This is a genomic window from Bradyrhizobium sp. AZCC 1721, assembly GCF_036924715.1.
Taxonomy (GTDB): domain Bacteria; phylum Pseudomonadota; class Alphaproteobacteria; order Rhizobiales; family Xanthobacteraceae; genus Bradyrhizobium.
On sequence record NZ_JAZHSB010000001.1, the window covers coordinates 6,840,895 to 6,856,473 of the forward strand.

10 protein-coding genes are annotated in these 15,579 nt (G+C 63.8%); 7 read left to right on the forward strand and 3 right to left on the reverse strand.

The features are described 5' to 3' along the window. Positions 1-68 precede the first annotated feature (68 nt). The gene (locus V1273_RS32665) at positions 69-3,221 is read right to left on the reverse strand and encodes an efflux RND transporter permease subunit (protein ID WP_334411988.1); all 3,153 of its coding nucleotides are present in this window, start codon (positions 3,219-3,221) and stop codon (positions 69-71) included. Beyond that, positions 3,218-4,429, reverse strand: coding sequence for an efflux RND transporter periplasmic adaptor subunit (locus tag V1273_RS32670; protein ID WP_442894176.1), 1,212 nt, complete (start codon positions 4,427-4,429; stop codon positions 3,218-3,220). The genes V1273_RS32665 and V1273_RS32670 overlap by 4 nt, the downstream gene beginning before the upstream one ends. Before the next feature lie 402 nt (positions 4,430-4,831). Here V1273_RS32670 and V1273_RS32675 point away from each other — a divergent pair, with 402 nt between their 5' ends. The 7 genes from V1273_RS32675 to V1273_RS32705 all read left to right on the forward strand — a co-directional run bounded on the left by V1273_RS32675 (position 4,832) and on the right by V1273_RS32705 (position 13,471). Further along, on the forward strand, positions 4,832-5,986 hold the full coding sequence (locus V1273_RS32675; protein WP_334379903.1) for an iron-containing alcohol dehydrogenase: 1,155 nt from the start codon (positions 4,832-4,834) through the stop codon (positions 5,984-5,986). A 16-nt stretch (positions 5,987-6,002) separates the two neighbouring features. Continuing rightward, the gene (locus V1273_RS32680; RefSeq protein ID WP_334411989.1) at positions 6,003-7,553 is read left to right on the forward strand and encodes an AMP-binding protein; all 1,551 of its coding nucleotides are present in this window, start codon (positions 6,003-6,005) and stop codon (positions 7,551-7,553) included. Positions 7,554-7,845: 292 nt separating this feature from the next. Continuing rightward, entirely contained in the window at positions 7,846-9,441 is a 1,596-nt protein-coding gene (locus V1273_RS32685) for an ABC transporter substrate-binding protein (RefSeq protein ID WP_334411990.1), read from the forward strand. A gap of 182 nt (positions 9,442-9,623) precedes the next feature. Then, positions 9,624-10,571 carry an ABC transporter permease gene (locus V1273_RS32690; RefSeq protein ID WP_057841301.1) on the forward strand — a complete coding sequence of 316 codons (948 nt, stop codon included), beginning with the start codon at positions 9,624-9,626 and terminating at the stop codon, positions 10,569-10,571. 4 nt (positions 10,572-10,575) lie between these two features. After that, positions 10,576-11,469, forward strand: coding sequence for an ABC transporter permease (locus V1273_RS32695; RefSeq protein WP_213289705.1), 894 nt, complete (start codon positions 10,576-10,578; stop codon positions 11,467-11,469). Next, positions 11,469-12,482, forward strand: coding sequence for an ABC transporter ATP-binding protein (locus tag V1273_RS32700; RefSeq protein WP_334365459.1), 1,014 nt, complete (start codon positions 11,469-11,471; stop codon positions 12,480-12,482). Before V1273_RS32695 ends, V1273_RS32700 begins: the two co-directional genes overlap by 1 nt. After that, positions 12,479-13,471 carry an ABC transporter ATP-binding protein gene (locus tag V1273_RS32705; protein ID WP_334365460.1) on the forward strand — a complete coding sequence of 331 codons (993 nt, stop codon included), beginning with the start codon at positions 12,479-12,481 and terminating at the stop codon, positions 13,469-13,471. Before V1273_RS32700 ends, V1273_RS32705 begins: the two co-directional genes overlap by 4 nt. A 140-nt stretch (positions 13,472-13,611) precedes the next feature. Here the strand turns inward: V1273_RS32705 and V1273_RS32710 are convergent, their stop codons facing one another. After that, positions 13,612-15,573, reverse strand: a complete 1,962-nt coding sequence (locus V1273_RS32710; RefSeq protein ID WP_334411991.1) for an acetyl/propionyl/methylcrotonyl-CoA carboxylase subunit alpha — start codon at positions 15,571-15,573, stop codon at positions 13,612-13,614. Positions 15,574-15,579: the final 6 nt, after the last annotated feature.

A 15,579-nucleotide genomic window follows, 5' to 3' on the forward strand; every position in this document is an offset into this window, starting at 1 on the left:
TCAGCCAAAAGTATTGGGGAACTTTGATCGAAACTGCGTCGTCATTGCGGGGCGCGACGAGCGCGAATTCACACCGCCGCCCGCTTCTTGCCCCTGCCCTCGGCGAGGTTGCGCACGATGACGTAGAAGATCGGCGTGAATACCAGGCCGAACAGCGTGACGCCGATCATGCCGAAGAACACGGCGACGCCCACCGCCTGCCGCATCTCCGAGCCCGAGCCCGACGAGATCACCAGCGGCAACACGCCGAGGATGAAGGCAAACGATGTCATCAGGATCGGCCGCAACCGCAGCCGGCAGGCTTCGATCACGGCGTCCAGGCGCGCCTTTCCTTCGAGTTCGATATCGCGCGCGAACTCGACGATGAGAATGGCGTTCTTGGCCGCCAGCCCCACCAGCACCACGAAACCGATCTGGGTCAGGATGTTGACGTCCTGCCCCATGATCCGCACACCGACGGTGGCAGCGAGCAGGCACATCGGCACGATCAGGATGACCGCGAACGGCAGGCTCCACGAGCCATATTGCGCCGCCAGTACCAGATACACGAACAGCACGCAGATCGGGAATACGTAGAGGCCCGCGCTACCGCCGGTAACCTGCTGGTAGGACAGATCGGTCCATTCGAAAGAAAAGCCGCTCGGCAGCGTTTCTTCGGCCAGCTTCTTCACGGTCTCGATCGCGGTCGCCGAGCTGGTCCCCGGCAACGTGTCGCCCTGCAGCTCGGACGCCGGATAGAGATTGTAGCGCGCGACGCGGTCGGGTCCGGAGATGTCGCTGAAACTCACAACGCTGCCGAGCATCACCATGTCGCCGGCGGCGTTGCGGGTGCGCAGGCGTGCGAGATCGGACGTCTCCTTCCGGAACGGCAGATCGGCCTGCGCCGTGACGCGGTAGGTGCGGCCGAACAGGTTGAAGTCGTTGACATAGGACGAGCCGAAATAGGTCTGGATCGTATCGTTGATGTTCGCAATCGGCACGCCGAGCTTCTGCGCCTTGACGCGGTCGATGTCGACGAACAGTTGCGGCGTGTTGGCGGCAAACGGCGAGAACACCTGGGTCAGGCCGGGCGCCTTGCGCGCGGCGCCGACCAGTTCGTCGGTTGCGGCCGCGAGCATTTCCGAGCCGCGGCCCTGACGGTCCTGGATGCGCATCGTGAAGCCGCCGCCGGTGCCGATGCCGGGCACCGCCGGCGGCGGGATGACGATGATGAAGGCACCCTGGATGCTCGCCAGCCGCGTGCGCAGATTGTTGGCGATCGCGCCTGCGGAAAGCCCCTTCTTGTGGCGCTCTGCCGGATCTTCGAACACGGGGAATAGCGCGGCGGCATTGCCCGCCTGCGTCCGCGTTGCGCCCGAGAAGCCGGCAAATGCCGCGACACGAATGATGCCCGGCGTATCCAGCGCAATCCGCTCGATCTCGCGGACCACTTCGGTCGTTCGCGCCAGCGAGGCCGCACCCGGCAATTGCACGGAAACGATCACGTAGCCACGGTCCTGCGCCGGAATGAAACCTTGCGGCGTCGTCATCAACAGCCATCCGGCGCTGCCGATCAGCGCCGCATAGAGCACCAGCATCACTACCGCGTGCCGGATCACGAAATCGGCGGTGCTGGCATAGCCATGTGCCAACCGGTCGAAGCCGCGATTGAACACGCCGGTAAAGGCGCCCCAACCGCGGGCGATGAAATTCCAGCGTGCCGCCGGCCTCTTGTCCTCATGCGGCTGCAGGATCAACGAGGCCAGCGCCGGCGACAGCGTCAGCGAACAGAAGCAGGAAATCGCGGTCGCGACCGCAATGGTGACGGCGAACTGCTGGAAGAACTGCCCGGAGATGCCGCCGAGGAAGGCGGTCGGCACGAACACAGCGCACAGAACCAGCGCGATCGACACCAGCGCGCTGCCAACCTCCTGCATGGTGCGGAGCGCGGCGTCGCGCCGGCTCATGCCATGTTCGAGGTGGCGCTCGACGTTTTCGACCACCACGATCGCGTCGTCGACCACGATGCCGACCGCCAGCACAAGGCCGAACAGCGTCAGATTGTTGATCGAGAACCCGAGCGCCGCCATCACCGCGAAGGTGCCGACCAGCGAGACCGGAATCGCGATGATCGGGATGATCGCCGGCCGCCAGCCTTGCAAAAATACCAACACCACGATCACGACCAGCGCCATCGCCTCGTAGATCGTCTTGATCAGCTCGCTGACGGACTGCGCGATGAATTCGGTCGGGTTGTAGCCGATGTTGTAGTCGAGCCCCTTCGGGAAGCTCGCCTTCAGTTTCTCCATCGTCTTGGAAATATTCTCGGCGGTCGCCAGCGCATTCGAGCCCGGCCGCTGCGTCACCAGCATGGCGACAGCGGATTTGCGCAGCAGAAAACTGTTGGTCGAATAGGCCAAAGCACCGAGTTCGATCCGCGCAACATCGCGCAGCTTGACCGTGCGCCCGTCGGCGCCGGCCTTGACCACGATCTCCTCGAATTGTTTCGGGTCTTTCAGACGGCCGGTAAAGGTGAGATTCGGCGAAAAGGCGCGGTCGCCGATCGGCGGCTCCGCAATCTGGCCGCCCGCGATCTGCACGTTTTGCGAGCGGATCGCCGCCACCACTTCGCCCGCGGTCAGGCCGAGCGTAGAGATCTTGTCGGGGTCGAGCCACAGCCGCATCGAATAGTCGCGCGCGCCGAAGATCTGAATGTCGCCGACGCCGTCGAGCCGCAGCAACTCGTCCCGGACCTGCAGCAGCGCGTAGTTGGAGATGTAGAGCTGGTCGAACGTATCATCCGGCGACAGCATGAACACGACCATCAGGATGTCGGGGCTGTTCTTGCGGGTGATGACGCCGTTGCGCTGCACCTCTTCGGGCAGCCGCGGCTGCGCGATCGCGACGCGGTTCTGCACCAGCACCTGGGCCTTGTCGAGATCGGTGCCGAGCTTGAAGGTGACCGTGATCGTCAACTGCCCGTTCGAGGTGGCCTGGCTGTAGAGATACAGCATGTCCTCGACGCCGTTGATCTCCTGCTCGATCGGAGCGGCGACGGTGTCGGACACGGTTTGCGCAGAGGCGCCGGGATATTGCGTAGTGACCGTCACCGTCGGCGGCACCACCTGCGGATATTCGGAGACCGGCAGCGTGGTGTAGGCGATCGCGCCGACGATCAGAAGCACGATCGACAACACCATCGCCAGGATGGGCTGGTTGATGGAGAGGCGGCCGAGATTCATGTCTTGGCACCGGCCGGCTTGATCTCACCCGGCTGCGGGCTGACCTTTGCCCCCACCCGTGCCCGTTGCAGGCCGTCGATAATGACGCGGTCTTCCGGCTTCAGGCCCTCACGGATCACGCGCAGGCCTTCATCGAGCGGTCCGAGCGTCACCGGCTTCGCCTCGACCGTATTGTCGTCCTTGACGACAAAAACGATCTTGCGCGACTGGTCGGTCGCAACTGCCGTGTCCGGCAGCAGCAGCGCCTCATAAGGCCCGCTGCCGACGATCCGGACGCGGCCGAACTGTCCCGGCAGGATCGAGAGATCCTTGTTCGGGATCACGGCGCGGCTGCGCAGCGTACCCGTCGAGACGTCCAGGCGATTGTCGAGGAAATCCATCTTGCCCTCATGCGAGGGCTTGGTTTCGCCGGTCAGCGTCACCTGGACCGGGTTCGGCGTGTCGCGCGAACTCGGCCGCCTGCCTTCGAACCAGAGCCGGCTGTTTCGCAAGTAAGTCGCCTCGTCGACATCGAAATAGATGTAGATCGGGTCGAGCGAGACGATCGAGGTGAGCAGCGTGGCGCCGCCCTCGGAGCCCTGCACGAGATTGCCTGGCGTCACGAGATGGCGGCTGACGCGGCCGGTGATCGGCGCCATCACGTGGGTGAATTCGATGTTGAGCTTGGCGGCCTTGAGCGCGCCTTCGGCCTGCATCTCCGCGGCGCGCGCCGCCTGCAGGGTCTGGCGGCGCTGGTCCACGACGGAATCGGACACCGCCTGGGTTTGATTTAATGTCAGCGCGCGGTCGAGTTCGCGTCTGGCGAGTTCCGCTCTCGCGCGCGCATCGGACAACTGCCCATCGGCCTGTTCGGCGACCGCCTCGAACGGACGCGCGTCGATCACGTACAGCAGATCACCTGAGCGCACGATCGCGCCGTCGCGGAATTCGACGCTGGTCACGAACCCGCCGACGCGGGCGCGAACCTGGACCTCCTGGATGGCCTCGAAGCGGCCGGTGAATTCGTCCCAATCGGTGACGGTGCGTTTCACCGGCTGCGAGACCGTGACCGATGGCGCCGCGGCGGCTGGCTGTTGCGGCGGCTTGTCGCCACAGGCGGACAGCGCAAGCGCGAGCAATGGGGGCAACCATTTGAGACCGCGAAGTGAGTGACCATCACGGCTTGCCGCAGCCGGGCGTCTCAATGGCTCAGTCGTGCTCAATCCCATCTCCCCCTGCATTCTCAACATCCTGATCGATGGAAAAGCTTGCCGTGGAACTTAGTTGCGGAGGCCACAGATGTGATCGGTTCCCAGTCTCGTCAAGAACCGGCTGGGATCAAGCACAATCGTTATGCATCAGCGTAGTCAACGCTCTTCGCAACGCACGATTTCGCATTTTCGCATTGCGATGAAAGCGGAACCCGTTGCGACGAACGGCCAGCTAATCGCCGCCTGATGACGAAAACGTGACATCGTGCAGAGACTCTCGCCCCGCCCCGCCCTCGTCATTCCGCGGCGCGCCTCTTGGCGCAGGCTTGCCGCCTTCAAGCATGACGTCGCCGATTTCCTCGGCTAACCTCGCCGCAAGGCCCGCCACAAGGGCCAGAAAAATGTCCAGGGAGGACAATCGTGCACAGAGGGCGTGTCGTATTCGGCGCCATGGACGAGGTCGTGTTCGGACGGCCGGCGTCCGAGGCGCTTGTCGCGCAGGTGGATCGGCTCGGCACGAGGCGCGCCTTCCTGATGGTCAGCGGCACGCTCAACCGCGAAACCGATGTGATCGATACCATCCGCCGTGCGCTGGGACCGCGCTGCGTCGGCACGTTCGACGCGATGCCGCCGCACACGCCGCGCTCAGCCGTGATCGCCGCCAGCGAACAGGCCCGCGCAGCGGATGCCGATCTCATCGTCACGATCGGCGGCGGGTCGATCACCGACGGCGCCAAGGCCGTGCAGCTCTGCCTCGCCAACGACGTCCGCAGCGCGGATGACATCGACCGGATCAAGGCCGGTCGCGGCGGCTCACCGCAACTTGCCGCGCCGACGGTGCGCCAGATCAGCGTGCCGACGACGATCGCCGGCGGTGAATTCTCCTCCACGGCCGGCGTCACCAACGAGAAGACGAAGGTCAAGGAAGCGCTGCGCCATCCGCTGCTGATACCGCGCGCCGTGATTCTCGACCCCTGGCTTGCCCAACACACGCCGGAATGGCTGTGGCTGTCGACCGGTATCCGCGCCGTCGACCATTGCGTCGAAGGCATCTGCTCGCGCGAGGCTCACCCATATGGCGATGCGCAGGCGCTGAAGGGCCTATCGATGCTGGCGCAGGCGCTGCCACGGGTGAAGGCCGCGGCCGGCGACCTCGACGCGCGGATGGATTGCCAGATCGGGACCTGGCTTTCGACCGGGCCTCTCGCTTCCGGCGTGCCGATGGGCGCCAGCCATGGCATCGGCTACGTGCTCGGCGCGGAGTTCGGAGTCCCGCACGGCTACACCTCCTGCGTGATGCTGCCGTCGGTGATGCGATGGAACAAGTCAGCGAATGCCGAACGTCAGGCGCTGGTCGCAGCCGCCATGGGCCATCCGAACGAGGACGCCGGCGACGTGCTCGATCGATTCATTCGCAATCTCGGCATGCCGCGCAGCCTGCGCGAGGTCAAGGTTGGGCCTGAGCACTTCGACCGCATCGCGCAACAAGCGATGGCAACGCCGTGGGTGCCGCGCAATCCGCGCAAGATCGATGAACCGGCGCAGGTACGCGAGATTTTGGACATGACCGCGTAAGGAGACCGAAGCCAATATGTACACCGGCACACATGCTCACCTTCGTCCGCTGCAGCCCGCCTTCATCATGGCTTCCACCGGAGAGGCCGTAACCTATCGTGAACTGGAGGCGCGCACGAACCGGCTGGCGCACTTGTTTCGCAACCGCGGACTCAAGCGCCTCGACCACTATTCGATCTTCATGGAGAACAACAGCCGCTACCTCGAGGCCTGCGGCGCCGGCGAACGCAGCGGGCTTTATTATACCTGCGTGAACTCCTACCTGACCGCGGGCGAGCTTGCCTACATCCTCACCAACAGCCAGTCGCGCATTCTCATCACCTCGAAGGCAAAGCTCGACGTCGCCCGCGAGGCGCTGAAGGAATGCCCCAAGGTCGACTTGTGCATTGTCGCGGACGGCGACGGCGAGAGCGACCGCATCGTCGGGCTTGAGCAGGCGACGGCAGGCCTCCCGAAGACGCCGAGATCGGACGAATGCATCGGCACCGCGATGCTCTATTCGTCGGGCACCACGGGCCGGCCGAAGGGCATCCTGCGGCCGCTGCCCGAACAACCTCCGCTTCAGAACCTGGCGATCTTCGATTTCCTGCACGGCGTCTGGCACTACCGCGAAGGCATGATCTACCTTTCGCCGGCGCCGCTGTATCATTCGGCGCCGCAGGCGGCGGTCAATCTGACGATCCGCGCCGGCGGCACCGTCATCATCATGGAAAGTTTTGATCCGGAAAAATATCTGGAGCTGGTTCAAAGATGGGGCGTTACCCACACCCAGCTTGTGCCGACGATGTTCTCGCGCATGCTGAAGCTGCCAGAGGATGTCCGCAAGCGCTATGACCTCTCATCGCTCGAAATCGCGATCCACGCTGCCGCGCCCTGCCCGGCTGCGGTGAAGGACGACGTCATCAAATGGTGGGGGCCGATCATCCATGAATATTACGGCGCCACCGAAGGGCTCGGCTTCACCGCCTGCAACAGCGAGGAATGGCTGGCACACCGCGGCACCGTCGGCCGGGTGATGCTCGGCGACCTCCATATTCTCGACGAGAACATGCAACCCTGCCCGGTGGGCACCCCGGGCACAGTGTGGTTCAAGACCGCAACCCCGTTTGAATATTTCAACGACCCGGCCAAGACCCAGGAGGCGCGCTCGCCTGACGGCAGCATGAGCACGGTCGGCGACGTCGGCTATGTCGACGAGGACGGCTTTCTCTATCTGACCGATCGCGCGACCTTCATGATCATCTCCGGCGGCGTCAACATCTACCCGCAGGAATGCGAGAACCTCCTGATCACTCACCCCAAGATCGCCGATGCGGCGGTGTTCGGGGTGCCGAATCCCGACCTTGGCGAGGAAGTAAAGGCCGTGGTGCAGCCGATGCCGGGCGTCTCGCCGGGACAGGAACTGGCCGACGAACTGATCGCCTTCTGCAGCCAGTCGCTGTCGCGCCAGAAAGTGCCGCGCTCGATCGATTTCGAGGCCGAACTGCCGCGGCTGCCGACCGGCAAGCTCTACAAGCGCCTGTTGCGCGATCGCTATTGGGGCAACAAGACCTCGCGGATCGTGTGAGCATGCGACGATGTGAGATGGCGAGCCCGAACACAGACGTCGCGACACCCGGTGGTGCGGTGCATCATCCGGCGAGACATTCCAGCGCGAGCCGCAACATGACGGCTACGCTGCAACCAATCCGCCGCTTTCGCAGCGAACGGCCGGTTGGCGCGCATGTTCCGCCGCACGGATTTCGATTAGTTCGAATTGCCGATCTGTGCATTGTCTTGGCCGGTTGCCCGGACGCGCGGGCATGCTATCGTCTGATGCAATCGGCCGTTTCGAGACCGAGCACATATGGGAGGGGACCATGCGGAGCGTTCATGCGCTTGCCGCGGCAGCGCTGTTGTTGCTGCCGGCTTATGATGTTGCATCGGCCGGCGAGCCCAAACAGGGTGGCATCCTCAGGGTCTATCATCGCGACAGCCCGGGCAGCGCCTCGATCCATGAAGGCGCGACCTTCTCGATCAACGTTCCCTTCATGCCGGTCTTCAACAACCTGGTCATGTTCAAGCAGGACGTCGCGCAGAATAGCGTCGATTCCATCGTCCCGGATCTGGCGGAGAACTGGGCCTGGAGCGACGACGGCAAGAAACTCACCTTCAAATTGAAGCAGGGCGTCAAGTGGCATGACGGCAAGCCGTTCACCTCAGCCGACGTCAAGTGCACCTTCGACATGCTGATGGGCAAGTCGCAGCAAAAATTCCGTCAGAACCCGCGAAAGTCCTGGTACAACCAGGTCGAGGACGTGACGACAAACGGCGATTTCGAGGCATCGTTCAGCCTGAAGCGGCCGCAGCCGGCATTGTTGTCGTTACTCGCCTCCGGCTACACCCCGGTTTACCCCTGCCACGTCTCCCCGGCCGACATGCGTACCAAGCCGGTCGGCACCGGCCCATTCAAATTCGTCGAGTTCAAGGCCAACGAATCGATCAAGCTCACGAAGAATCCCGACTACTTCAAGAAGGGCCAGCCGCACCTCGACGGCATCGAGTTCACCATCATCACCAACCGTTCGACGGCCATTCTCGGATTTGTCTCCGGGAAATTCGACATGACGTTCCCGACCGAAGTGTCGATCCCGCTCTTGAAGGAGGTCAAGTCGCAGGCACCGAACGCAGTGTGCGTGGTCGAGCCGGTCAACGTCTCGACCAACATCATCGTCAACTCGTCCGCCCCGCCGTTCGACAATATCGACATTCGCCGCGCGCTGGCACTGGTGCTCGACCGCAAGGCCTTCGTCTCGATATTGTACGAGGGACAGGCCGACATCGGCGGCACCATGCTCCCCGCACCGGGCGGCTTGTGGGCGATGCCGAAGGAAATGCTGGAATCGATTCCGGGTTACGGTCCCGACGTCAACGCCAATCGGGAGGAGGCGCGCAAGCTGATGCAGAAGGCGGGCTATGGACCGGACAAGCGCCTCGCCGTCAAGGTCGCCACGCGCAACATCCCGATCTACCGCGATCCCGCCGTCATCCTGATCGACCAGATGAAGAGCATCTATATCGACGGCGATCTCGACGTCGTCGATACCGCACAATGGTTCCCGAAGGTCGCCCGCAAGGATTACTCGCTCGGCCTCAACCTCACCGGCAATGCCGTCGACGATCCCGACCAGTCATTCTACGAAAACTATTCTTGCGGCTCGGAGCGCAACTATACCAACTACTGCAACAGGGAAATCGAGAAGCTGTTCGACGAGCAGTCGATGGAGAAGGATGCCGCCAAGCGCAAGAAGTTGGTCTGGGAGATCGACAAGAAGCTGCAGGAAGACGTGGCGCGGCCGATCATCTTGCACGCCCGCCAGGGCTCGTGCTGGCAGCCTTATGTCAAGGGCATCACCATCATGGTGAACAGCTCCTACAACGGCTACCGTTACGAAGACGTCTGGATGGACAAGTAACGTTCGGCCGAGAGAAGCCGGTGTGACGGTAAATTTCGAGCGCGCAGTTTTGTGTCCGTCATTGCGAGCGAAGCGAAGCAATCCACCTCTCTGCACGAGGATAGATGGATTGCGTCGTCGCTATCGCTCCTCGCAATGACGGAGGGGTTCGAGAATGACGGATAGTCAGGGAGAGTAGCCGGGTGTTTGCTTATATCGTGCGACGCCTCGCCTTGATGCTCGTGACCCTGATCGGGATCTCGATCATCATCTTCGTGTTGCTGCGGGTCGTCCCCGGCAACATCGTCGACATCCTGTTCGACGCCGCCGGCTTCGTCGATCCCACCGACAAGGCCAACCTGGAAAAGGAACTCGGCCTCAACCTGCCGATCTACCAGCAATATCTGAACTGGATCGGCGGGCTGCTGCACGGCGATCTCGGCTATTCCTACGTCTCGGAAAAGCCGGCGCTGCAAGAGATCCTGCCGCGCATTCCGATCACCGCCCGGCTGGCGGCGCTGGCGCTGTTGTTCTCGGCCTCGATCGGCATTCCCTTAGGCGTTCTCAGCGCAGTCCACCAAGGCTCGCGGCTGGATTACACCCTCCGTGTCGTCAGCCTGAGCGGCCTGTCGCTGCCTTCCTTCTGGCTCGGGCTGCTTATCCTGATGGCCTCGGTTTCGCTGTTCGGCCACATGCCGATCTACAATCCGAACCCGGCAACCTGGACGGAGGCGTTCGCGATCTATGCCGTGCCGGCGATGGCGGTCGGCTTTCGCAGCGCCGCGCTGACCATGCGCATCACGCGCTCCTCGATGCTCGAAATTCTGCGGCAGGACTACATCCGCACCGCGCGCGCCAAGGGCGCGTCCGAGGCTTCGGTCAACTATCGCCACGCGCTGAAGAACGCGATTCTCCCTGTTATCACCGTGATCGGCATCGAGGCGGCGTTCCTGATCGGCGGGCTGATTGTCACCGAAACCGTGTTCAATATTCCAGGCGTGGCCCGCTTCCTGGTCGAGGCGTTGCGCTGGCGCGATTACCCGATCGTGCAGAATCTCGTGATGCTGATCGCCGTGGTCGTGGTGGTCGCTAACTTCACCGTCGACATGCTTTACGCCGCGATCGATCCGCGCATCCGGTATGGGGACTAGCCGCGTGGCCACGATTAACTTCGAGAGCGAGTTGAGGCGGGCCGGCGCTCATTCGACGCATGGCTGGCGCCGGCTGGTGTTCCTGGCGCAGCGTTATCTGCTCGGCACGATCGGCCTTGTGATCATGGTGATGTTCGTCTGGATGGCGATCTCGGCCGACCTGATCGCCCGCTACGACCCGCTCAGTGTCGATTCGGCGCAGCGGCTGGCAGCGCCGAGCGCGGCGCACTGGATGGGAACCGATTCATTCGGCCGTGACGTCTGGAGCCGGATCATTCACGGCGCGCGCATTTCGCTCGCCGTCGGTATCGGCGCCACCGCGCTGGGATCGTCGATCGGCGTCATCGTCGGCCTCGTATCGGGCTATCTGTCCGGCTGGGTCGATCTGTTGTTCCAGCGCGTCACCGACATCCTGCAGGCCCTGCCCTTGCTGGTGCTGGCGCTGGTGATGACCGCGGCGCTCGGTCCCTCGCTGCCGAACGTGATCATCGCGATTGCGATCCCGTTGATCCCCACCGTCGCCCGCGTGATCCGCGCCAATACGCTGGCGCTGCGCGAGCAGCCCTTCGTCGAGGCCGCAAAATCGATCGGCATGAGCGAGACCCGCATTGCGCTGCGTCACGTGCTGCCGAACACGCTCGCGCCCTTGATCGTGCTGGCGACCGCGCAGCTCGGTTCCACCATCCTCACCGAAGCCTCGCTGTCGTTCCTCGGCCTTGGCATTCCCGAGCCCTATCCGTCCTGGGGCCGCATGCTGTCGGAATCGGCGGCCGAATATGTTCGCACCGCGCCGTGGCTGGTGATTTTCCCGGGCGTCGCCATCTCCCTTGCCGTATTCGGCACCAATCTGTTCGGCGACGCGCTCCGCGACATCCTCGATCCGAGGCAACGCGGCTGATGAGCGAGGCGCGCAAGGACGACACTATTCTCGATGTGAAGAACCTGCAGACGGTGTTCTTCACCAATTCCGGGCTGTTCCGCGCGGTCGACGACGTCTCGTTCACCGTCCGCCGCGGCGAGACGCTCGCGATCGTCGGCGAGTCCGGCTGCGGCAAGAGCGTGACCGCGCTGTCGGTGATGCGGCTGGTGCCCGACCCGCCGGGCCGCGTGGTCGGCGGCTCGGTGACGCTGGAAGGCACCGATCTGCTCAGCCTCGACGAGGCCGAGATGCGCGATATCCGCGGCAATCGAATCTCGATGATCTTTCAGGAGCCGATGACCTCGCTCAATCCGGTGATGCGGATCGGCGACCAGATCACGGAAGTGCTCCGCCTGCACCAGGAGATGACCGCGAAGGAGGCCTGGGCCAAGGCGGTCGAGATGCTGCGCCTGGTCCGCATTCCCGAACCGGACCGGCGCGCGCACGAATATCCGCATCAATTGTCCGGCGGCATGCGGCAGCGCGCGATGATCGCGATGGCTCTGGCGTGCCGGCCGGCGCTGTTGATCGCGGACGAGCCGACCACCGCGCTTGACGTGACGATCCAGGCGCAGATCCTGGCGCTGATCGTCGATCTGCAAAAGAGGCTCGGCACCGGCTTGATCCTGATCACGCACGATCTCGGCGTCGTCGCGCAGACCGCGCAACGCGTCATCGTGATGTATGCCGGCAAGAAGGTCGAGGAAGCGACGGTAGAGGACCTGTTCGAAAATCCAAAGCATCCCTACACGCGCGGGCTGATGGCCTCGATGCCGGCGGTGATCTCGTTTGGTGCCAAGACCGATGCGCGACTGAATGAGATTCCCGGCATGGTGCCGTCGCTGACCAACCTGCCGCCGGGCTGTGCCTTTGCGCCGCGCTGCCGCCTTGCCGTGGACCGATGCCGCGCCGAATATCCACCGCTGCAGGAAGTCGATGCCAATCATCTCGCGGCGTGCTGGCGCGCAACCGAATTGGTGGGCGCGCCATGAGCGACCAACGCCCCCTCCTTGAAGTCACCGACCTCGTCAAGCATTACGCGGTGCGCGGCGGCGTCCTGCGCCGGCGCGTCGGCACTGTGCATGCGGTCGACGGCGTCAGCTTCTCGGTCGGCAAGGGCGAGACGCTCGGGCTGGTCGGCGAATCCGGCTGCGGCAAATCGACGGTCGCACGCGCCGTGCTACGGCTGGTGGAGCCGTCCAGCGGCGCCATCAAGCTGAACGGCACCGACATCACCGGGCTCAGCAAGGCCGAGATGCGGCCGCACCGTCGCTCCATGCAGATCGTGTTCCAGGATCCGTTCGCCTCGCTCAATCCGCGCATGACCGCGGGCGATATCGTCGGCGAGCCGCTCGCCGTGCATGGGCTCGCGACCGGCCGCGCGCAGCAGGAACGCGTCGCGGAACTATTCGCGCAGGTGGGATTGCGGCCCGATCAGATGAAGAACTACCCGCACCAATTCTCCGGTGGCCAGCGGCAGCGCATCTGCATCGCGCGGGCACTGTCGCTCGGGCCGAGCCTGATCGTATGCGACGAGCCGGTCTCGGCGCTCGACGTCTCGATCCAGGCGCAGGTGATCAACCTGTTGATCGACCTGCAGCGCAAGAACGATTTTTCTTACCTGTTCATCGCCCACGATCTCGCCGTCGTCGCCCATATCAGCCATCGCGTCGCCGTGATGTATCTCGGACGCATTGTCGAAATCGCGGACAAGTCGGAATTGTTCGCCAACCCGCGGCATCCATATACGCAGGCGCTGCTGGCGTCAGTCCCGGTCGCTGATCCCAAGGCAAAGCGCCTCGCGCCGATGGTCGACGGCGACGTCCCGAGCCCGATCAATCCACCTTCAGGCTGCGCCTTCCACACCCGCTGCCGCTATGTGATGGACCGCTGCAAGGTGGAGCGGCCGGCGCTGGTGGAGGCCGGCGAAGGACATCAGGTAGCGTGCTGGCTGAACGACGGCACGGGACGACCGGAATAAGTCTATCGTCGTCCCTGCGAACGCAGGGACCCATAACCACCGCTGCTACTTACGAACCAAAGTTATCGCCCCAACTTCGCACAAATCGAACGTTCGTGGTTATGGGTCCCGGGTCAAGCCCGGGACGACAGAGATTTTTGTCACGCCGCCGCAATCTCCACGACGATCCGTCCCGTCGTCACCTGCTCGCCCTCGGTGACATCGATCGACGAAACCGTGCCAGCAACACCTGCCATGTGCACGTGCTCCATCTTCATCGCTTCCAGCGTCATAACCGGTTGGCCGACGGCAACCTGCTCGCCGGGCTTGACCAGCACCGCGACCACACGGCCGTTCATCGTCGCGCGCACCTTGCCGTCGCCGTCCGCCGCCACAGCGGAGGCCGGTGCAGCCAGCGTCAGATCGCGGGCGGCAATCGAGGCTCCGCGATGCAGGACATAGAGCTGGTCGCCATCGCGCAAGAATCTCGCTGACTCCATCATGCCGTCGGCACGGAAGCGGATCGTGTCGGGGCCGAGCTCGTCGATCTCGAAACGCCGCTCGTCGCCCTCGAAGCCCGCGACATAACTCCCGTCGCGGTTCCGAACGATATCAACCTCGAACGCACCGTGGCCAAAGTCGATCCGCATCGTCAGCGGAAAGGTTGCCGCTAGACTGCGTCCGCTGCGCCAGGGCGGCGCATGCGGGTTGGTGACGAAAAGCAGCAATGCCGCCAGTGCAGCTTCGGCCTTGTCACTCACGCGCGGCGCCAGCAATTCGTCGCGGTGATCACCGATGAAGGCCGTGGTCGCTTCGCCCTTCGCGAAGGCGGGATGGCGCAGGCAGGAAATCAGGAATCCCTGATTGGTGGTGACGCCGAACGCCGCGGTCTGCTCCAGCCCGCAAATCAGCCGACCGCGGGCCTCATTGCGGTCGGCACCATGGCTGATGATCTTGGCAATCATCGAATCGTAGAACGGCGGAATCTCCGAATCTGAACGCAGCGCGTGCTCGACGCGGATGCCGTCGGGCATCTGCCACAGCTCTATTCGCCCCGATTGCGGCATGAAGTCATGGTCCGCGTCCTCCGAGCACAACCGCACCTCGATGGCGTGGCCGGAAAATTTGACGTCTTCCTGCTTGAGCCCGAGCGGCTGGCCGGCCGCAATGCGCAATTGCAGTTCGACCAGATCGAGCCCGGTAATCGCTTCGGTGACGGGGTGCTCGACCTGCAGGCGCGTGTTCATTTCCATGAAATAGAACTCGCCGGACGGATCGAGCAGGAACTCCAACGTACCCGCGCCCTCATAGCCGATCGATTTGACGGCACCGACCGCAACGGCGCCCATGCGCGCCCGCAAATCCGGCGTCACTTTTGGCGAGGGCGCTTCCTCGATCAGCTTCTGGTGTCGGCGTTGCACCGAGCAATCGCGCTCGCCGAGATGAATGGCATTGCCGTAGCGATCGCCGAATACTTGAATCTCGATGTGGCGGGGATCGACGATCGCGCGCTCCAGGATCACCGTGGGATCGCCGAACGCGCCCTGCGCCTCCGACCTTGCGCTGCGCAGTGCATCGGGAAATGCCGCGGCGTCCTCGACCAGCCGCATGCCGCGCCCGCCACCGCCGGCGACCGCCTTGATCATCACGGGGAAGCCGATCTTCCTGGCCTCTGCCAGCATTACCGCGTCGCTCTGGTCCGCGCCCTGATAGCCGGGCACGATGGGCACGCCAGCCTCTCGCATGATGTCCTTGGCGCCGGCCTTGTTGCCCATCGCCCGGATCGCCTCCGGCGACGGCCCGATGAAGACCAGCCCGGCATCGCGGCAGGCCTGCGCAAAATCCTCGTTTTCGGCGAGGAAGCCGTAGCCCGGATGCACCGCGCCGGCCCCGCTGGCTTTGGCGGCGGCGATGATCGCATCGATCCGCAGGTAGGATTGCGCTGGCAGCGCCTCCCCGATCCGCACCGCCTGGTCCGCCTCACGTACGTGCATCGCATCACGATCGGCATCGGAATAGACGGCAACCACCCCATAGCCGAGGCGGCGCGCGGTGCGCATGATCCGCAACGCGATCTCGCCGCGATTGGCGACGAGAATCTTGAAGAATGGCGTTCGCTTCATCTCGAT

Coding starts and splice junctions, on each gene's coding strand:
- V1273_RS32705 (WP_334365460.1), top strand. CDS start 12,479: ATGAGCGACCAACGCCCCCTCCTTGAAGTCACCGACCTCGTCAAGCAT.
- V1273_RS32685 (WP_334411990.1), top strand. CDS start 7,846: ATGCGGAGCGTTCATGCGCTTGCCGCGGCAGCGCTGTTGTTGCTGCCG.
- V1273_RS32665 (WP_334411988.1), bottom strand. CDS start 3,221: ATGAATCTCGGCCGCCTCTCCATCAACCAGCCCATCCTGGCGATGGTG.
- V1273_RS32710 (WP_334411991.1), bottom strand. CDS start 15,573: ATGAAGCGAACGCCATTCTTCAAGATTCTCGTCGCCAATCGCGGCGAG.
- V1273_RS32680 (WP_334411989.1), top strand. CDS start 6,003: ATGTACACCGGCACACATGCTCACCTTCGTCCGCTGCAGCCCGCCTTC.
- V1273_RS32670 (WP_442894176.1), bottom strand. CDS start 4,429: ATGGGATTGAGCACGACTGAGCCATTGAGACGCCCGGCTGCGGCAAGC.
- V1273_RS32700 (WP_334365459.1), top strand. CDS start 11,469: ATGAGCGAGGCGCGCAAGGACGACACTATTCTCGATGTGAAGAACCTG.